Below are 17,442 nucleotides of genomic sequence, written 5' to 3'. Positions count from 1 at the left end.
TTAATACACCCTTGCCTTGGGCTTGATGTACTCGATGTCGTTGGAGAGCGTGTAGGTGTGGACCGGGCGATCATCCAGCGACACCGTCCGCTTCTCGTCGTCGACCCAAGCGAGCGTGTGCTTCATCCAGTCCTTGTCGTCGCGGTTGGGATAGTCCTCGCGGGCATGGGCCCCGCGACTTTCCGGGCGGTTCAGCGCCGAATCCATCGTAACCACGGCCTGCGTGATCAAATTGTCGAACTCCATCGTCTCGATCAGGTCGGAGTTCCAGATCAGCGAGCGATCGGTCGTCGCGATGTCCGATGCGCCGGCCCAGACCTCGTGGATCAGCTTGTGGCCCTCTTCCAGAGTCTCACCCGTGCGGTAGACCGCGCAATTGTCCTGCATGGTCTTCTGCATGCGCCCGCGCAGTTCGGCCGTCGTGGTCGAGCCCGAGGCGTTGCGGAACTTGTCGAGGCGCGTCAGGGCCAGATCGGCCGAGGTCGAGGGCAGCTCCGGCTGCTTTTCGCCCGGCGTCACGATCTCGGCGCAGCGCAGGCCCGCCGCACGGCCGAAGACCACGAGGTCGATCAGCGAGTTCGAGCCCAGCCGGTTGGCGCCATGCACCGAGACGCAGGCCGCCTCGCCGATCGCCATCAGGCCCGGCACCACCGTGTCGGCATTGCCGTCGACCTTGGTCAGGACCTCGCCGTGGAAGTTCGTGGGTATGCCGCCCATGTTGTAATGCACCGTCGGCAGCACCGGGATCGGCTCGCGCGTCACGTCGACGCCGGCGAAGATCTTGGCGCTCTCCGAGATGCCGGGCAGGCGCTCGTGCAGGATCGTCGGGTCGAGATGGTCGAGATGCAGGTAGATGTGGTCCTTGTTCTTGCCGACGCCGCGCCCGCCCCGGATTTCCATGGTCATCGAGCGTGAGACGACGTCGCGCGAGGCGAGGTCCTTGGCCGAGGGGGCATAGCGCTCCATGAAGCGCTCGCCCTCGGAATTGGTCAGGTAGCCGCCCTCGCCGCGTGCGCCTTCGGTGATCAGGCAGCCGGCGCCGTAGATGCCGGTCGGGTGGAACTGCACGAACTCCATGTCCTGCAGCGGCAGGCCGGCGCGCAGCACCATGGCGTTGCCGTCGCCTGTACAGGTATGGGCCGAAGTCGCCGAGAAATAGGCGCGGCCGTAACCGCCTGTCGCCATGATCGCCATCTTCGAGCGGAAGCGGTGCAGCGTGCCGTCGTCGAGCTTGAGCGCGATCACGCCGCGGCAGGCGCCGTCCTCGTCCATGATCAGGTCGATGGCGAAGTACTCGATGAAGAACTCGGTATTGTAGCGCAGCGCCTGCCCATAAAGCGTGTGCAGCATGGCGTGGCCGGTGCGGTCGGCCGCCGCGCAGGTGCGCTGGGCCGGCGGGCCCTCGCCGAATTCGGTGGTCATGCCACCGAAGGGACGCTGGTAGATCTTGCCGGCCTCGGTGCGCGAGAACGGCACGCCCCAATGTTCCAACTCATAGACGGCGGCCGGCGCATTGCGGACGAGGTATTCGATCGCGTCCTGGTCGCCGAGCCAGTCCGACCCCTTGACGGTGTCGTACATGTGCCACTGCCAAGTGTCCTTGCCCATATTGCCGAGCGAAGCCGCGACACCGCCCTGAGCCGCGACCGTGTGCGAGCGAGTCGGGAAGACCTTGGTGATGCAGGCGGTCTTCAGGCCGGCCTGCGAGCAGCCGACGGTGGCGCGCAGACCCGCACCGCCGGCGCCGACGACCACGACGTCGAAGGTGTGGTCGGTGATCGGATAGGCCGGGCCGGCATAGGTCGCGGTCGAGCGGGCTCTGGTGATCGCCATCGGATCAGCCTCCAAACGAGAGCTTCAGCACCGCGAAGACGCAGGCTGCGCCGATCGCGATCGCGAAGAAGGTATTGGCCATCACGGCGGCGATCTTGAGGCCCTCGCCATGGACGTAGTCCTCGATGACGACCTGCATCCCGATCCGCATGTGGACCGCACCCGAGATGATGAAGAGCAGCATCAGGATCGCGACAAGGGGGTGCGACAGCGTGGCCATCGCCGCCGGATAGGGCTTGCCGAAGAGCGAGATCACGACGCCGAGGAAGATCACTGTCAGGATGACGTTGGCGACGGCGGTGACGCGCTGCAGCCAGAAATGCCCTGTACCGGATCTGGCGGAGCCGAGACCGCGGACCCGGCCGAGCGGCGTGCGCATGGAGGAGTTGGACGACATCGCTAAAACTCCTCAGCGCACCAGAAAGGCCAGGATCCAGACGAGCAGCGTGAGCCCGCCTGACACCGCGACGCTGTATTTCGCCAGATTCATCCGGGTCTGCGGGTCGTAGCCACGGCCCATGTCCCAGACGAAATGGCGCAGGCCTCCGACCATGTGGTGCAGCAGCGCGAAGGAATAGCCGAACATCACGAGCTTGCCGAGGATCGAGCCCGCTATCCATTGCGCCGTCTCGAAGGCGGCGGGGCCGGACGCGGCGGCGACCAGCCAGGCGGCGATCAGGACCGTACCGGCATAGAGCGCGCATCCCGTGACGCGATGGGCGATCGACATCGCCATCGTCCAGGACCAGCGATAGATCTGCAGATGCGGCGAAAGCGGACGCGCCACCGGCTTGACCTCGGCCAAATCATCTCTCCGACACTGCTGGGCCTGCAAGCAAGCCCGTCTATCCATTTGGGATCGTTCTAGAGTGACTGGTCTGTAGCGAAACCGGCCCCTTGCTGCAATGCGACACGCAGGTGACGAAGTGACAGAGTATCGATTTTGTAACTCAGGCTAGCGCGGCAGCAGCGCCCAATAGTCGAAATCGAGGATAACGCCGTCGTCGTAATGGTCGCCGTCATGCTTCAGCGGGAACTCGCCGCAGGGACGGTTCTTGGTCGCCACCAGCCGCAGCCGCAATGCTCCGACATCGCCGCGTCCCGGCAGTTCGGCGCTCTGCAGCACCTCGCTCCAGGCGAAGACGGTATCGCCGGCGAAGAGCGGCGCGACATGCCGCCCGCCATTGATCGCGGCGATGTGGAAGGCATTGCCCAGCCCGTTGAAGGACAGTGCGCGCGCCAGGCTTATGACATGGCCGCCATAGATCAGGCGCTTGCCGAATCGGGTCTCGCGCGCGCTGTAGGCGTCGAAGTGGACCTTGGCGGTGTTCTGGTAGAGCCGCGTCGCGATCTGGTGCTCCGCCTCCTCGACGGTCATGCCGTCGACATGGTCGATCCGCTCTCCCGCGGCATAGTCGCTCCAGCGGAAGCGCGAGCCCGACAGCGCGTCGTCATGGGCCGAAAGCTCGATCGTCGGGCAGCCCTCGCCGAGTTCCTCCGGCAGCACGGCCTTGGCCAGATCCGGCACCTGCTCGGCATGGGCCGGCGTACCTGGCGCGCGCTTGCGCACCAGAACCCAGCGCACATAGCTCAGTACGATCTCGGCGCGCTGGTTGCGACCGATCGAGCGGACATAGACGATGCCGGCATCGCCCGCCGAGGTCTGTTTCAGCCCGATTACCTCCGACGTCGTCGAGAGCGTGTCGCCCGGAAACACCGGCTTGAGAAAACGGCCATCGGCATAGCCGAGATTGGCGACCGCATTCAGCGAGATATCCGGCACCGTCTTGCCGAAGACGATATGGAAGACCAGCAGGTCGTCGACCGGGGCGGCCGGATAGCCGATCGCTTTTGCGAAGGCGTCCGAGGACTGCACCGCGAAGCGCGGCCCATAGAGCGCCGTGTACAGCGAGACGTCGCCGACGGTGACGGTGCGCGGGGTCGCATGGACGATGGTCTCGCCGAGCCGGAAATCCTCGAAGAAGCGGCCGGGATTGGTCTTGGGGGTAGGCTCGAACATGGAAGGCTCGCGGAGATGGTGTCGGCAAGAGTGTGCGCTGCCGGCAGGGCCTGCGTCCAGTGCTGCGAGTCCCGACTGCAAACCAGCCAGCGCAGGGAACCCTCTCCTGTAAGGAGAGGGCAGGGTGAGGTGTCGGCCGTTTCGCGAGTCCGGCACTGAGGCAGGCGCTCGCCGAGACCATCGTCCTATACGGCCAGTGGCCGACCCCTCACCCTGCCCTCTCCCTCCGGGAGAGGGTTCTTCCAGCGCTATTCTCCCGTTCTGCGAAGCGCCGGAACCGACGCTGCAGCGAAATCCGAATTGGGAAGTCGCCCGCTCAGAACCTCCGCGGCCTCAGCCCGGCGTGGAACCAACTCACCAGCGAATAGATGTCGTAGACTGGCAGCCCCGTCGCCGCCTGCAGCGCGGCGGCATAGGGCGGCATGTTGGTGCATTCGAGAACGATCGCGCCGATGCCGGGATTCTCCGCGACGAGCCGCAGGCCGGCCTCGACCACGTCGCGCTGGGCTAGCGCGATATCCATGTCGTCCTTTTCGGCCTTGATCAGCACGCGGAAGAACTCCTTGCCGCCTTCCGTGCCGGTAACGGGGGTGTCGCGCGGCACGCTGACGGCATCGAGATGCGCCGGCGTCAGGCTCGACGACGAAACCGTGACGATGCCGACGCGCTGCCCCGGCGGCAGCGTCGCCTGCACCCAGGGTACCTGCATCAGGGCGGACGTCGCGACCGGCACGCCGACCGCAGCCGCGAGCTCGGCCTGGAACAGCGAGAGGAAGCCGCAATTGGTGGTGATGGCCTCGGCCCCGAGCCGGACCAGTTCTTGCGCCGCAGCCACGAAATCCGGCAGCAGCCCGGCAGCGCCCTGCAGCACGACCTTTTCCGGGCTTGCCCCTGCAACGACCTTGTAAAGCACCGGGAAAGGCCAGGTCGCGGCATTGCCCATGTCGCCGGGAATGCGCGGAAAGCGCGCCTCCAGCATCAGGATGCCGAGCGGGGCGCCATAGATCGCCTTGCCGCCCTTGGCGATGCCCGGCGCGTTCACGCCACGATCTCCCTGAGAACGCCGAGATCGACATTCGCGCCGCAGACCAGCACGCCGAGCCGCTCGCCGGGCTTGGGCTTGTAGGCGCCGCTCAGCAGCGCGCCCAGCGCCGCAGCCCCGCCGGGCTCGACCGCCAGCCGGAAATCGCGCCACAGCGCCACCTGCGCTTGCGTGATCGCCTCGTCGGGAACGAGCGCGACATGATCGACCGTGTCCTTGCAGACCTCATAGACCAGCGGCCCGACATTGCGCGCGCCAAGCGAATCGGCGGCGACCGAGGCGACCTTGACCTCCACGGGCCCCTTCGCTTCGAGTGCCGCCTGCAAGGCGCGCGAGCCCGCCGGCTCGACGCCCACCACCTTGACGCCGGATCCGGCGAACCAGGCCGCGATCCCGGAGATCAGCCCGCCGCCGCCGACCGCGACCAGCACCGTGTCGAGATCGCGCTCCTGGGCGTGCCATTCGCGCCCGAGCGTGCCCTGTCCCGCAATGGTCTCGGCCGCCGCGAAGGGATGGATCTTCAGCGCTCCGGTCTCCGCGACGAAGGCGTCGCAGGCCGCCTGCGCGTCGTCATATTGCGCCCCGCCGATCCGGACATCGGCGCCGAAGCGACGGATCGCCTCGATCTTTGCGGCGGGCGAGATCTCCGGCACGAAGATCGTCGCCTTGACCCCGCGCTCGCGCGCCGCATACGCCACCGCCGCGCCGTGATTGCCACCCGAGGCTGCGGCGACCCCGGCTGCAGGCACCGGCAGGGAGAGCAGGTTGTTGAAGGCGCCGCGCGTCTTGAACGAACCGGCATGCTGCAGGCATTCGAGCTTCAGCGAGACATCGGCCCGCGAGCCGAAGGCACCGGTGCCCAGCCGCATCACCGGCGTGGTGCGGACATGGCCGGCGACCCGCTCGGCGGCAGCCTCGATCATCGCGCGCGGAACGGGATTCTGGCTCATGGACGGCTCCTGCGTCGGGGGGCGATCGGGCAGGAAGCTCCAGATCGCGATCGGAAGACCGTGGCTATCGCGTCCCGGAGGATCGGGGAAGGGCCGTCCACGCCCGGCGGCGATGTGCCGGGCGACGACCAAGGCGGCGAGGGCATCGAGCACGTCGTCAGCGTATGCACCGCGCGGTGCGGCGGCATTGACGACGACGGCCGGCAGGCCCGTCTCGATCAGCAACGCCCTGCGCTCGGCCATGCCGGCAGGATTGATCGCACCCTTGATCTTCTTGGGATGCGTCAGCGGTGCCCCGTGCATGGTCTGGAACGCCAGCTCCGGATGGACCTCGAAAATGCGAGCGTCGAGTCCGTTTGGTTCCCTCAGAAGGGCATCGATCTCCCGGATTTTCGGAAACAGATGGAAACCTTGTTTGGAGACCTTGCGCGGCGGCTCGGATGTCGCCAGCGCCAGAGCGCAGGCGCTCGCATAGTCCTCGGCATGGACCGACGCGCGCGATGGGATCGAAAACACCGAGGATTGTCGTGCCCCAAGCAGCGGCCGGACCAGCTGTTCCGGGCCGCGCCCGGAGCCCGTCACGCGTTCGGGTAGGCCGATCGGCATGTCGACGGCGACGATATCGGCCGCAGACGGCCCGTCGTACAACTCGGCGAAGCGGCGCACCACACGCAGAACGGGCGGTTCCGTGCCCGATGAAATGGCCGCTACCCAGCCCGCCTTGCAGCCGTCCACGCCAGCGATCCGGATCATCAGTGCGCGCTCCCAATCCACCGTTCGAAGAACTGCCGTTGCATCTGCGTCACGTCTAGTGTGCAGTGCAATGAAGAGCGGCGTCAGTGTCGCCAGGAGTCCGTCATGACCACCATACGCCCCCGCCGCAGCGTCCTCTACATGCCCGGTTCCAATGCGCGCGCGCTCGAAAAGGCCCGCGAGATCCCGGCCGACGTGCTGATCCTCGATCTCGAAGATGCCGTCGCGCCCGATGCCAAGACCATGGCGCGCGATCAGATCGGCGCCGCGGTGAAGGCCGGCGGCTATGGCAAGCGCGAGATCGTCATCCGCGTCAACGGCCTCGACACGCCGTGGTTTGCGGCCGATCTCGCCGCCGCCGCCGATGCGAAACCCGATGCCATTCTGATCCCGAAGGTCTCCAGCCCCGAGACGCTGCTCGAGATCGGCTCGCGCCTGCATGGCCTCTGGGCCGCGCCTGAGATCCGGCTCTGGGCCATGATCGAGACGCCGCTCGCCATCCTCGACGTCGAACGCATCGCGCGGGCCGCGCGCGATCCCGCCTCACGGCTGGCCTGTTTCGTGATGGGGACCAATGACCTCGCCAAGGAGACCCGCGCGCGCTTCGTGCCTGGCCGCGCGCCGATGCTGCCCTGGCTGACGACGGCGCTGCTGGCCGCTCGCGCCCATGGCATCGACATCATCGACGGGGTCTACAACAACCTCAAGGACGAGGCGGGCTTCCTGGCCGAATGCGAGCAGGCCCGCGATCTCGGCTTCGACGGCAAGACGCTGATCCATCCCGGCCAGGTCGCCGCCGCCAACGCCATCTTCGCGCCCGACGAGGCGGCGCTGATGCAGGCAAAGGCGATCATCGCCGCTTTCGAGTTGCCCGAGAACGCCGACAAGGGCGCGCTCCAGCTCGACGGCCGCATGGTCGAGCGCCTGCATGCTCAGATGGCGACACGGGTCGTCGCGCTGGCGGAGGCGATCGGGGGTTAGCCCTTCTCCCCTCGGGGGAGAAGGTGGCACGGCGAAGCCGTGACGGATAAGGGAAGTGCTTCATCCGAAAAAGAAAAGGGCCGCGGATGCGACCCTTCCCGCATCCGTCTCACTGCGTTCGACACCTTCTCCCCCGAGGGGAGAAGGGTTCAGGCCTTCGCCGCCTTGGCCCGGTCCATCGCCTCGACGATCAGTTCCTTGGCCTTCCTGGCGTCGCCCCAGCCGGCCAGCTTGACCCATTTGCCGGGCTCGAGATCCTTGTAGTGCTCGAAGAAGTGCTGGATCTGGTCGAGCGTGATCTGGGGCAGGTCGGTGTAGTTGTGGACATTCTCGTAGCGCTTGGTCAGCTTGGGCACCGGCACGGCGATGATCTTCTCGTCGCCGCCGCCCTCGTCCTCCATCATCATCACGCCGATCGGGCGGACAGCGATATAGGAGCCTGGAATCAGCGGGCGGGTGTTGGCGACGAGCACGTCGCACGGGTCGCCATCCTCCGACAGGGTGTGCGGGATGAAGCCGTAATTTCCAGGATAGCGCATCGGCGTATAGAGGAAGCGGTCGACGAAGAGCGTGCCGGCTTCCTTGTCCATCTCGTATTTGATCGGCTCCCCGCCGATGGCGACTTCGATCACCACATTGACTTCGTCGGGAGGATTCTTGCCGATTGAAATGGCATCAAGGCGCATGGATCGTAACCTGTCGAGATTGTAAGCCGCGACGTCTTATGCGGGCTCGGATACGAAACGCCAAGCCCGACCTTCGCACGAGGGTAAATGCCGGCGATTTGCGCGGCGTCCTAAGCGCTGGTATCGGGCGCTGCATGACAAGCGATCGGACGAGACCGTGCTGAACCGGCTGCGCCCCGACGAGGAGCGCTATGCGAGGCGCATGGCGCGCATCGCGCGCTGGGACCGACCGATCGCCGGGCGGCTCGACCGTGCGCGCGCCTGGGCCAACATGCTGCTGGTCGATCATGGCGTTTTCCGGCTCGCCTATCTCAATGCCCACAAGGTGACGCCGGGCCTCTGGCGCACCGCCCAGCCGACGCCGCGCGATATCGCCCGCTTCGCACGGATGGGGGTGCGGACCATCGTCAACCTGCGTGGCGGGCGCGAGCATGGCGGCTGGCCGCTGGAGCGCGAAGCCTGCGCGAGGCATGGCATCGACCTCGTCGAATTCGTGCTGCGCTCGCGCGGCGCCCCCGATCGGGAGACGATCCTGGGCGCGCAGGCCTTCTTCGCGGGCATCGCGGAGCCGATGCTCGTCCACTGCAAATCGGGCGCCGACCGCGCCGGTTTCTTCGCCGCACTCTATCTGCTGATCCACGAGAAACGCCCGCTCGACGAGGCTACGGCCCAGCTTTCCTTCCGCTACGGCCATTTCCGTTTCGCCAAGACCGGCATCCTCGACGCCTTCTTCGAGGCCTATCGCCACGAGGGGCTGGCCAAGGATATTCCGTTCCTGACCTGGGTCGCCGAGGGCTACGATCCGGAGCGGCTGGAGCGCGAGTTCAAGCCGGGCTTCTTCTCGTCCTTGATCGCGGATCGGCTGATCCGACGCGAATGACGACGGTCTCTCAGCCGACGGTCCGGGGCGCCGCAGCATAGAGTTCCGCACCGAGCCGGGTCCAGGCGAAGCGGAGATGCGCCGCTCCCCGCGCCAGCGAGATCAGCCCGATCGTGCCGAGCAGCGCCGGAGACAGGCTGCCGAACGAGAACACGGCGAGCATGGCGGCCCCCAGCGCCATGGCATTGGCCGCGACCTGTCGGTGGGGCTGCTGCGACAGCGACGCCATCTCGTGCAGCGGCGCCACCAGCGCGATCCCGCCATAGAACACGGCCATGGCGGCGACGACCTGGCCGATCTCCGCCCATTGCGTATCGTCCAGCAAAAAATCGGCACCGAGCGCGAAGAGCGCGATGGCGGTGAACAGCGCGACGGCGGCGATAAACAGGCCCAGGGCGATGTGACGCGCCCAGCGCTGCCGGGCTTCGCCCTCCCTGGCGCGCAGGCTGCTCAAAGCGAGTGGTACCGAGACGGCGGCGAACATCTGCGTCGGCACCTCGAGCAACCGCATCGCCAGTGCGACATGGGCGGCCAGCACGGCGTTGCTGGTCATCGGCAAAGCCAGCAGCGGAATCACCATGAAGCCGAACGACAGGAGCGCGGACGGCAGCAGGATCAGAGGCGCCGTGCGCCAGCGCACGGCGGAATCCCGCAGTTCGGCCCAGGACCATGCCTTTGGCGAGACCAGTCCCCCGACGGCGCGGCGGCGCCGGAGGAAAAGATAGCCGGCCGCGACGAGATGGCCGATGGCATCGGCTGCGAACAAGGCGAGCGAGGTCGCTTCGAACAGCCAGATCAGCGCGACCATCACGGCCGGCTGCACCAGCGCCTGGACGATGTTGCAGTTGCCGATCGTCGCGAAATCACCCTCCGCCGTCGCCTCGGCCGAGACCAGCCGGAGCACGGCACGCCCGGCCAGCGAGACGCAGAACATCGCTCCATAACTTGCGAGGATTCGGCCGGAGGCCACGGCGGCAGCGACGGCAAGCGTCGCCGCGACGAGAAATGCGAGGCCAACAGCCAGCGACAGCCGGAAGGCGCGGCCGAGCCGGAGCTGATCCGAGCTCTGGAAGAAAACCGCCTCGAAGCGCATCAGCGCGGCGATCGAGACGAAATTGGCCAGTGCCGAGTACACGGCGAAATCGGCGAAGACCTGCGGAGGGCACAGAGCCGCGGCTGCGAGCAGGCCCCAAACTGACAGGAAGCGGGCCTGGACGAAACGCAAGGCGAGGAGCAGTCCCGACGACAGGCTGGTCCGCCATGCCGCGGAATTGCCGGCCTCGATCGGCTCGGCCGCCGGCAGGACGGTCTTGCCTGTTGGAAAGACGGCTTCTTCCAGGGTCAGATGCGCAGACAAATCCGTGTCCAGGACCGGGATGTCGGGCAAGGCGTCGTCGCGGGATTCCCGTTGCTCGCGACTGCGGGGCGAAGCCGATAGAGGATCAGGAGGTTCGACGAGGTTGGGCGGATCAGTGAGAGGCAAGGTGCGCCCGCATGGTTAACAAATGGTAACCAGCGACATTCTGATCGATGACGCCCGTCACCGGGTCTCATCTGCACCATTCATGGCGCGATCGTGGCTTGGCCTGCCTTATGATACGGCAGGCCCGCCCGAATGTCTCGTCTTGGATCGCACTACGAAGCGAGATCGCGCTCGCCGCCGCGCACCGCCGCCGGCAGGCGGTTCTCGAATGGCGAAAGCGGGCAGACCCAGGCTTCCGAATAGGCACAGGACGGGTAGTAGGCAAAGTTGAAATCCAGGATCAGCTTCCCCTCGGGCGTCCTGCCGAGATCGGCGCCCTTGATCGTGTCCAGCAGATAGCGTCCGCCGGCGAAGGTCTCGTCGCCATTGGTCGCGTCGCCGAAGGGCAGGAACGTGCCGCCGCCATAGCCCTCGATCCAGTAGAGCGTCAGTTCTCTGCCGAGGGGCGCTGCGAGCCCCTGTGTCAGGGCATAGGGCAGGAGCGTCATCGTACCGTCCTTGCCGGCTTCGATCCTGATGGCCTCGCGGCCCGCCGCGGCTGCCAGCCCGACCTCGAAGCGCAAGGCCGGATCGTGCGGGAAATAGCCGATACCGCCGAACTGTGCGCGTCGCGCCACCGAAAGCGGCGACTGTGAATGCTCGCGGAACAGCCGGTCCCGGATGGTCCGCCACTGCGCCAGGCCCTGGGCGGGCGGCAGCGCCCTTATGGCGGCATAGAGGTCGACGACCTGTCGCCGCCAGTCCTGCAGCGCGGCAAAGTGCGACAATGCTTCCGCGACGACGGCATCGTCCCGGGCGATAAGATCGTCCTGCATGGCGCACCTCGGCTGACGGTCGCGCTCCGGCGCGGCCTGCCGGGGCGAACGCGCCGACGGCCGCCGCGTTCCGTCGCACATCAGCACCAGCCTTCGTCAGCCGACGTCAGGAATGCAAGGCGTGATTCCGCTAGTGCCGTCTGAGGCTGTGGCGACCCGCCGATTCAGGCAGCCCAGGTCTTCAGAGCCTCGAAGCGAGCGAGTTGGTCGGCAAGCAGTTCGCGCGCCTTGTCACGCCGGACGAAGACCTTGAACATGACGTCGCCCGCGCCGTTGTAGAATTGCACCGAGCAGGCACGACGCCCTTGTGCCGTCTTGCGGTCGACGAGATAGATCGCCCGGCAATTTTCAGCCTTGATGTGACCGCCGATCGGGCTGTCGCCGTGGATATTGTAATAGCCGTGGCCGAAGCTGCCGACAGGCAGCGAGCCCTCGCATTCCAGCACGACGTCGGGGGTGTGCATCAGGAACAGCACGGTCCCCCAGGTCGCAAGGTTCTGCCAGAGCTCCTCGAACCGCTCCGGCGCGATCAGCAACCGCTGCTCGGCAGGAAGCTGATCGAGGACCGTGCGCGTCGAAACGCCGGCTTCGCGCGCAATCGCCTCGATCAGGCCGTCGGGCTTGGCGGCCAGAAGCTCGCGCACATGCTCCATCGGATCGCGTGTCGTCGCCTCTGCGGTCGTCATCGCCACGTCCTTATTCCGCCGCCTGGCGCGGCGTATGCGGATTGGCCTCGCTGAGGACGGTCTCGAAGCCCTCGAATTCGGGATGGCCGAGATAGATCGGCGTCGCGCGCGGCTGGCCGGCATTGCGATGCGATTCGCGGAACTGCTCGGATTTGGTCCAGGCCGTGAAGGCATCCTTCGAGGCCCAGGTGGTGTGGGAGGAGTACAGCGTGTGGTCTTCCTTCTCCGGACCCTTCAGCAGATGGAAGGCGATGAAGCCCGCCATCTCGTCGAGACGCGTCTTGCGCGACGACCAGATGGTCTCGAACGCGGCCTCCTCTCCCTTGACGACCTTGAAGCGGTTCATGGCGATGAACATGGGATATCCTTTTGGTTGGCTGGCCGTCAGGCCGGGTCTGCTTGAATCAAATCCCATGTGTCGGGAGCTGCAAGCCCATAATCTGCAAATGCATCGACCCAGCCCCCCGACCGGAATGACGTGACGGCTGGCTGAACGCTGTGCGCGTCGCTGGCTTGCGGAGGGCTATGCCGATGCTGGCCTCGCCCTTGACCCCCTATAGTAAAACTGAATATCTACGTCAATATTACTGACTTAAGTGCTTATTTTGAATAATTAAAAACTAGCCAATACATCACCACCCACAAACTGACCCACCCGTTCGACCGCGGCCGGTGTATGTCGGACGATGAAGGAGATGCGTTCATGCGAGGCCGATTCATCCCCGCGACCGCCCGGCGCTCGCGGCCCGACCGCCGTGAGTTCTCCGCCGCGATCGGGCTGAGCCTGCTTGCGGTTGCCGGTCTCGTCGCGCCGTCGGCCGTCATCACCCGCGCCGTCGCGCAGACGCCCGACCGCATCGTCGCGGCCGGCGGCGTGATCACCGAGGTTCTCTATGCGCTTGGCCTGCAGGATCGCATCGTCGGTGTCGACACGACCAGCCAGTTCCCGATCGACGCCCTGCGCGACAAGGCCAGCATCGGCTATGTGCGCGCCTTGTCGGCCGAGGGCGTGATCTCGCTCAAGCCCTCGCTGGTCATCGCCATCCAGAGCGCCGGTCCGCCGGATGCGATCTCCCTGCTGAGCGAGGCCGGCGTGAAGCTCGCCCGAATCCCGGAGGACCTGACGCCTGAGGGCATCGCGTCCAAGATCGAGGCGATCGGCACGCTTGCGGGCGCCGCCGAGCCGGCGCGGCGCCTCGCCGCCCAGACGACCGAACGCTTCGACGAGCTGGCGCGCCTGCGCGACGGGCTCAGGACACGCCGCCGCGTCCTCTTCGTGCTGTCGCTGCAGAACGGCCGCGTCATGGTCGGCGGCCGCAACAGCACGGCCGATGCCATCATCGGTCTCGCCGGCGGGATCAATGTCGCCAGCGCGATCGAGGGCTACAAGCCGATGACCGACGAGGCGATCATCGAGGCGGCTCCTGACATCGTCCTGATGATGCGCAACAGCGGCAGCCCCAACACGACGCCGGACGTGATGTTCGCCATGCCGGCCTTCTCGTCGACGCCGGCTGCGAGCCGCAAGGCACTCGTCGCCATGGACGGACTCTATCTGCTCGGATTCGGCCCGCGCGCGCCCCTGGCGGCCCGCGACCTGATGGCGGCGATCTATCCCGACGCCGCGATCCCGCCTTTGAAGACAGCCGCCATCCCGTGATGCTCGCCGCCAATCCTGATGCTGCAATGGCGTCCGCCGCGCTTGCCGCTTTCGTGGCGGGCCGCCGGCGGCGGGCCATGCTGGCCGTTGGCTGCCTCGTCCTGCTCTGCCTGGCGCTCGCTGTGATCGCGATCGGCCAGGGCGCGGTCGCGATCGCGCCGCAGCGCGTCGTCGCGATCCTGAGCGCGAGACTGACAGGCGATCCAGCGCTGCTCGAAGGGCGCGACGCCCTGGTCGTTCTCAATATCCGGCTGCCGCGCGTCCTGCTCGGTCTGCTGGTCGGCGCCTCGCTCGCGGTCTCGGGCGCACTCATGCAGGGGCTGTTCCGCAACCCGCTCGCGGATCCTGGCCTCGTCGGCGTCTCCTCCGGGGCAGGCTTGGCGGCGGCGGCGACGATCGTGCTCGGCGACCGGCTCCTCGCAGGCACGGCGATAAAGCTGCCCTTCGCGCTCCTGCCTGTCGGCGCTTTCTGCGGCGGCCTGATCTCGACACTGATCCTCTATCTCATCGCGACCCGCCAGGGCCGCACCTCGGTTGCTACCATGCTGCTGGCGGGCGTCGCGCTCGGCGCGCTGGCGGGCGCCCTGACCGGCCTTCTCGCCTACCTCTCAGATGATCGCCAACTGCGCGACCTGACCTTCTGGTCGCTCGGCAGCCTCGGCGGCGCGAGCTGGACCAAGCTCTCCGTCGTCGCCCCCATCGTTTTGCCGATGCTGCTCGCAATGCCGCTTCTGGCGCGCGGGCTCAACGGCCTGATGCTGGGCGAGGCCGAAGCCTGGCATCTCGGCCTGCCGGTCCAGCGCATCAAGGCGCTGGCCATCCTGCTGGTGGCGCTTGCCGTCGGCGCGAGCGTCGCCTCGGCCGGCGTGATCGGCTTCGTCGGCATCGTGGTGCCGCATCTGATCCGGCTCGCCATCGGCCCCGACCACCGCCTGCTGCTGCCGCTCGCGGCGGTGGGCGGCGCGACCCTGCTCGTCGGTGCCGATATCGTCGCGCGGCTCATGGTGGCACCGGCCGAACTCCCGCTCGGCATCGTCACGGCAGCGATCGGCGCGCCCTTCTTTCTGTGGCTGCTGCTGCGACGCTCGACGGCGCTCGATGTCTGAGATCGGCCCAAATCCCACGAGCCGTCATCCTGAGGAGGCCGCTTTGGCGGCCGTTTTGGAGGATGAGGACTCGAATGAGAAGGATCAGGAGATCAATCCAATCGTCTCGGCGCGCGGTCTCGGTTTCATGGCGGGCGGGCGGGCGCTCGTCGCGGAGGCCTCGCTCGACCTGATGCCGGGCAGCGTCACGGTCCTGGTCGGCCCCAACGGCGCCGGCAAATCGAGCTTGCTGAAACTCATGACCGGCGAGGCCAAGCCGTCCGCTGGCACGATCGCGATCGAGGGGGAGCCGCTCCACGCCGTACCGCCCTGGAGCCTTGCCTGCCGTCGCGCGGTGATGGCGCAGCACGCGCGGCTCGCCTTTCCCTTCAGCGTCTATGAGGTGGCACGGCTGGGGGTCGATGGCATCGGCCGGGCTTTGCCAAAGGCGCGCCGCGAGGCGGTGGTCGCCGACGGTCTTGCCGCCGCGGGCGTCCTCGACCTGGCGCCCCGGCCTTACCAGACGCTGTCGGGCGGTGAGCAGCAGCGCGTCCAGTTCGCCCGCGTGCTCTGTCAGCTCGAGGCTGGCCGCAGCGTGAGTGCGCGTCAGGCGTTGTTCCTCGACGAGCCGATCGCGAGTCTCGACCTCTGCCATCAGCTGGCTTTGCTCGACATGGCCAGGACCGTCGCCGCGCGCGGGGTCGCGGTGCTGATCGTGCTGCACGACCTCAACCTCGCCGTGACCTTCGCCGATACGCTGGTGGTGATGGATCAGGGCCGCATCGTCGCCAAGGGTGCGCCGTCCGAGACGCTGAGCGACAGACTGCTCGCCGACGTTTTCAAGGTCGGCCTCAGTCTCGGCCGCGCCCCGGCACATGGCCTGCCCTTCCTGTTGCCGCAGCAGCACCGGGAACGCCCGTCGGCTTGACCGCCTCCACATGACTGGCACGGGCGCTGGCTGCGCCCTGGGGCGGTTTACCCGCGATTCATCCTGAATCGGCGCTTCACCATATCGCTCAACCGCGGCTTCATCCCGCCGGCGCGAGATTCCCGCAACCATTCCATGCGGGAGACCATCGCAATGAGACGCCATGCCCCGATCGGGTTGCTCTTCGCCGCAGCGCTTGCGCTGTTTGCTGCGGCCTTCGTGAGCCATCCCGTGCTGGCCCGCGAACTGGTCGAGACCCTCGATCCGCGCTGGCAGCCGGGAATGATCGTGATCCGGACGGCCGAGCGCCGGCTCTATTTCGTCAATGCGCCGGGCACGGCGATCCGCTACCAGATCGCCGTCGGCAAGTCCGGCAAGCAGTGGCGCGGCGTGAAATACGTCGAGGAACTGCAGGTCGAGCCGGCCTGGAGCCCACCGGCTTCGGTGAAGCGCGACAAGCCGTCCTTGCCCGATCTCATTCCCGGCGGTTCGCCGCGCAACCCGATGGGCGCCCGCGTGATCGGGCTCGGACCGGGCGGCGAATACGCGATCCACGGAACCAACATGCCCGGAACCATCGGGTCGGCCGCGTCCTATGGCTGCTTCCGGATGCACAACCAGGACGTGATCGATCTCTACGAGCGCGTCCGCATGGGAACGCCGGTCGTGGTTCTGCCCTGACGGCACCGGTTCACAGCGGCACGCCGGAGGGCAACGGCTTCCCGGAGAAGAACGCGGCGAGGTTGCGCAGCAGGAGGTCCTGCTGGGCAAGCTGAGCGCTGTCGGCCATGGCGGCGATGTGAGGGGTCAGGACCGCGTTGTCGAGCGCCTTGAGGCGGTCGGGAACGTTGGGCTCGCTCTCATAGACGTCGAGGCCCGCCCCGGCGATCGTGCCGGTTTCGAGCGCGTCGCACAGAGCCTGCTCGTCGATGGCGAGGCCACGCGAGATGTTGACGACATGGCCTGCCGGTCCAAGCGCCCGCAGCACGCCGGCATCGACAGCGTGGCGGGTCTCGGCACTCGCCCTGACGGCGACCAGCAGAACATCCGCCCATTCGGCAAGCCCGAGCAGGCTGCCCTGGTAGAGGTAGGGCAGCTCCGAACGCTGCGAGCGGTTGTGGTAGCCGATCTCCATGCCGAAGGCCGTGGCGAGCTTCGCGATCCGGGCTCCGATGGCGCCGAGTCCGTAGATGCCGAGCCGGCGGCCGCCGAGGCCAGGCGCGATGGGCATACGTTCGATGGCGTTGCTTCTCCAGCGACCGGCCCGGATGAAGCGGTCGCCCGCGCCGATCTTGCGGACGCTCGCCAGCATCAGGCCCATGGCGAATTCCGCCACCGCGTCCGCATTGGCATCGGCGGCGTTGCTGAGCAGGATGCCGCGCGTCTTCACATATCCCTGGTCGACACCTTCGATACCGGTGCCGTAGCAGGCGATGAGCCCAAGATTCGGCAGGGCATCGATCAGCGCGCGGTCCGTGCGCCAGCCTCCGACCGTCAACAGAGCGCGGGCATCGCCTGCCGCCGGAGGCAGCGCATCGGGTGCCGGATGGTCCATGGGCCCCAGTACCTCGTAATGCTCGCGCAACCGCGCGACGAGCGCCGCGGGCATCGGGGGAGCCATCACAATTGTCGGCTTCATG

18 protein-coding genes are annotated in these 17,442 nt (G+C 67.1%); 6 read left to right on the top strand and 12 right to left on the bottom strand.

The window, feature by feature from the left end:
* The 6 genes from sdhA to AXW83_RS28160 all read right to left on the bottom strand — a co-directional run bounded on the left by sdhA (nt 1) and on the right by AXW83_RS28160 (nt 6,598).
* Entirely contained in the window at nt 1-1,833 is a 1,833-nt protein-coding gene (gene sdhA, locus AXW83_RS18695) for a succinate dehydrogenase flavoprotein subunit (protein WP_066615851.1), read from the bottom strand.
* A gap of 4 nt (nt 1,834-1,837) precedes the next feature.
* Nucleotides 1,838-2,230 (bottom strand): succinate dehydrogenase, hydrophobic membrane anchor protein, encoded by a 393-nt coding sequence (gene sdhD, locus AXW83_RS18690; protein ID WP_066615850.1) that lies wholly within the window; start codon nt 2,228-2,230, stop codon nt 1,838-1,840.
* Nucleotides 2,231-2,242: 12 nt separating this feature from the next.
* Nucleotides 2,243-2,638 (bottom strand): succinate dehydrogenase, cytochrome b556 subunit, encoded by a 396-nt coding sequence (gene sdhC / locus AXW83_RS18685; protein WP_082767237.1) that lies wholly within the window; start codon nt 2,636-2,638, stop codon nt 2,243-2,245.
* A gap of 150 nt (nt 2,639-2,788) precedes the next feature.
* Nucleotides 2,789-3,853 (bottom strand): MaoC family dehydratase, encoded by a 1,065-nt coding sequence (locus AXW83_RS18680; RefSeq protein WP_066615846.1) that lies wholly within the window; start codon nt 3,851-3,853, stop codon nt 2,789-2,791.
* Nucleotides 3,854-4,169: 316 nt separating this feature from the next.
* Nucleotides 4,170-4,832, bottom strand: a complete 663-nt coding sequence (locus AXW83_RS18675) for an aspartate/glutamate racemase family protein (RefSeq protein WP_082767524.1) — start codon at nt 4,830-4,832, stop codon at nt 4,170-4,172.
* A 59-nt stretch (nt 4,833-4,891) separates the two neighbouring features.
* The gene (locus AXW83_RS28160) at nt 4,892-6,598 is read right to left on the bottom strand and encodes a serine/threonine dehydratase (RefSeq protein ID WP_082767236.1); all 1,707 of its coding nucleotides are present in this window, start codon (nt 6,596-6,598) and stop codon (nt 4,892-4,894) included.
* Nucleotides 6,599-6,703: 105 nt separating this feature from the next.
* Here AXW83_RS28160 and AXW83_RS18665 point away from each other — a divergent pair, with 105 nt between their 5' ends.
* Nucleotides 6,704-7,579, top strand: a complete 876-nt coding sequence (locus AXW83_RS18665) for an HpcH/HpaI aldolase/citrate lyase family protein (RefSeq protein WP_066615842.1) — start codon at nt 6,704-6,706, stop codon at nt 7,577-7,579.
* 149 nt (nt 7,580-7,728) lie between these two features.
* Here the strand turns inward: AXW83_RS18665 and ppa are convergent, their stop codons facing one another.
* A complete protein-coding gene (gene ppa / locus AXW83_RS18660; protein ID WP_066615840.1) occupies nt 7,729-8,265 on the bottom strand; it encodes an inorganic diphosphatase in 537 nt (178 codons plus the stop codon).
* A gap of 157 nt (nt 8,266-8,422) precedes the next feature.
* Between ppa and AXW83_RS18655 the strand changes: the two genes are divergently transcribed.
* A complete protein-coding gene (locus AXW83_RS18655; protein ID WP_066615838.1) occupies nt 8,423-9,145 on the top strand; it encodes a fused DSP-PTPase phosphatase/NAD kinase-like protein in 723 nt (240 codons plus the stop codon).
* Between the two features lie 10 nt (nt 9,146-9,155).
* On the opposite strand, the gene AXW83_RS18650 is transcribed toward AXW83_RS18655, so the two are convergent.
* The 4 genes from AXW83_RS18650 to AXW83_RS18635 form a co-directional block, all read right to left on the bottom strand.
* Nucleotides 9,156-10,502, bottom strand: coding sequence for a hypothetical protein (locus AXW83_RS18650; protein WP_156640177.1), 1,347 nt, complete (start codon nt 10,500-10,502; stop codon nt 9,156-9,158).
* Between the two features lie 278 nt (nt 10,503-10,780).
* Nucleotides 10,781-11,443 (bottom strand): DUF1684 domain-containing protein, encoded by a 663-nt coding sequence (locus tag AXW83_RS18645; protein WP_066615834.1) that lies wholly within the window; start codon nt 11,441-11,443, stop codon nt 10,781-10,783.
* A 164-nt stretch (nt 11,444-11,607) separates the two neighbouring features.
* Nucleotides 11,608-12,129 (bottom strand): heme utilization cystosolic carrier protein HutX, encoded by a 522-nt coding sequence (gene hutX / locus AXW83_RS18640; protein ID WP_066620807.1) that lies wholly within the window; start codon nt 12,127-12,129, stop codon nt 11,608-11,610.
* 10 nt (nt 12,130-12,139) lie between these two features.
* The gene (locus tag AXW83_RS18635) at nt 12,140-12,487 is read right to left on the bottom strand and encodes a heme-degrading protein HmuQ (protein WP_066615833.1); all 348 of its coding nucleotides are present in this window, start codon (nt 12,485-12,487) and stop codon (nt 12,140-12,142) included.
* Between the two features lie 345 nt (nt 12,488-12,832).
* Here AXW83_RS18635 and AXW83_RS18630 point away from each other — a divergent pair, with 345 nt between their 5' ends.
* The 4 genes from AXW83_RS18630 to AXW83_RS18615 all read left to right on the top strand — a co-directional run bounded on the left by AXW83_RS18630 (nt 12,833) and on the right by AXW83_RS18615 (nt 16,483).
* Nucleotides 12,833-13,789, top strand: coding sequence for a heme/hemin ABC transporter substrate-binding protein (locus AXW83_RS18630; RefSeq protein ID WP_082767235.1), 957 nt, complete (start codon nt 12,833-12,835; stop codon nt 13,787-13,789).
* A gap of 26 nt (nt 13,790-13,815) precedes the next feature.
* The gene (locus AXW83_RS18625; protein WP_066620801.1) at nt 13,816-14,895 is read left to right on the top strand and encodes a FecCD family ABC transporter permease; all 1,080 of its coding nucleotides are present in this window, start codon (nt 13,816-13,818) and stop codon (nt 14,893-14,895) included.
* Between the two features lie 43 nt (nt 14,896-14,938).
* Nucleotides 14,939-15,802, top strand: coding sequence for a heme ABC transporter ATP-binding protein (locus AXW83_RS18620; RefSeq protein ID WP_236841713.1), 864 nt, complete (start codon nt 14,939-14,941; stop codon nt 15,800-15,802).
* Between the two features lie 153 nt (nt 15,803-15,955).
* On the top strand, nt 15,956-16,483 hold the full coding sequence (locus AXW83_RS18615; RefSeq protein ID WP_066620795.1) for a L,D-transpeptidase: 528 nt from the start codon (nt 15,956-15,958) through the stop codon (nt 16,481-16,483).
* 10 nt (nt 16,484-16,493) lie between these two features.
* Here AXW83_RS18615 and AXW83_RS18610 read toward each other — a convergent pair whose 3' ends face one another.
* Nucleotides 16,494-17,441 carry an NAD(P)-dependent oxidoreductase gene (locus tag AXW83_RS18610; protein ID WP_066615831.1) on the bottom strand — a complete coding sequence of 316 codons (948 nt, stop codon included), beginning with the start codon at nt 17,439-17,441 and terminating at the stop codon, nt 16,494-16,496.
* Nucleotide 17,442: the final 1 nt, after the last annotated feature.

The organism is Bosea sp. PAMC 26642, assembly GCF_001562255.1.
Lineage (GTDB): Bacteria > Pseudomonadota > Alphaproteobacteria > Rhizobiales > Beijerinckiaceae > Allobosea.
The sequence above is the reverse complement of the archived record's forward strand: the minus strand, read 5'-3'. Positions and strand labels throughout refer to the sequence as shown.

Coding starts and splice junctions, on each gene's coding strand:
- sdhA (WP_066615851.1), bottom strand. CDS start 1,833: ATGGCGATCACCAGAGCCCGCTCGACCGCGACCTATGCCGGCCCGGCC.
- sdhD (WP_066615850.1), bottom strand. CDS start 2,230: ATGTCGTCCAACTCCTCCATGCGCACGCCGCTCGGCCGGGTCCGCGGT.
- AXW83_RS18680 (WP_066615846.1), bottom strand. CDS start 3,853: ATGTTCGAGCCTACCCCCAAGACCAATCCCGGCCGCTTCTTCGAGGAT.
- AXW83_RS18675 (WP_082767524.1), bottom strand. CDS start 4,832: ATGCTGGAGGCGCGCTTTCCGCGCATTCCCGGCGACATGGGCAATGCC.
- AXW83_RS28160 (WP_082767236.1), bottom strand. CDS start 6,598: ATGATCCGGATCGCTGGCGTGGACGGCTGCAAGGCGGGCTGGGTAGCG.
- AXW83_RS18665 (WP_066615842.1), top strand. CDS start 6,704: ATGACCACCATACGCCCCCGCCGCAGCGTCCTCTACATGCCCGGTTCC.
- ppa (WP_066615840.1), bottom strand. CDS start 8,265: ATGCGCCTTGATGCCATTTCAATCGGCAAGAATCCTCCCGACGAAGTC.
- AXW83_RS18645 (WP_066615834.1), bottom strand. CDS start 11,443: ATGCAGGACGATCTTATCGCCCGGGACGATGCCGTCGTCGCGGAAGCA.
- hutX (WP_066620807.1), bottom strand. CDS start 12,129: ATGACGACCGCAGAGGCGACGACACGCGATCCGATGGAGCATGTGCGC.
- AXW83_RS18635 (WP_066615833.1), bottom strand. CDS start 12,487: ATGTTCATCGCCATGAACCGCTTCAAGGTCGTCAAGGGAGAGGAGGCC.
- AXW83_RS18630 (WP_082767235.1), top strand. CDS start 12,833: ATGCGAGGCCGATTCATCCCCGCGACCGCCCGGCGCTCGCGGCCCGAC.
- AXW83_RS18625 (WP_066620801.1), top strand. CDS start 13,816: ATGGCGTCCGCCGCGCTTGCCGCTTTCGTGGCGGGCCGCCGGCGGCGG.
- AXW83_RS18615 (WP_066620795.1), top strand. CDS start 15,956: ATGAGACGCCATGCCCCGATCGGGTTGCTCTTCGCCGCAGCGCTTGCG.
- AXW83_RS18610 (WP_066615831.1), bottom strand. CDS start 17,441: ATGAAGCCGACAATTGTGATGGCTCCCCCGATGCCCGCGGCGCTCGTC.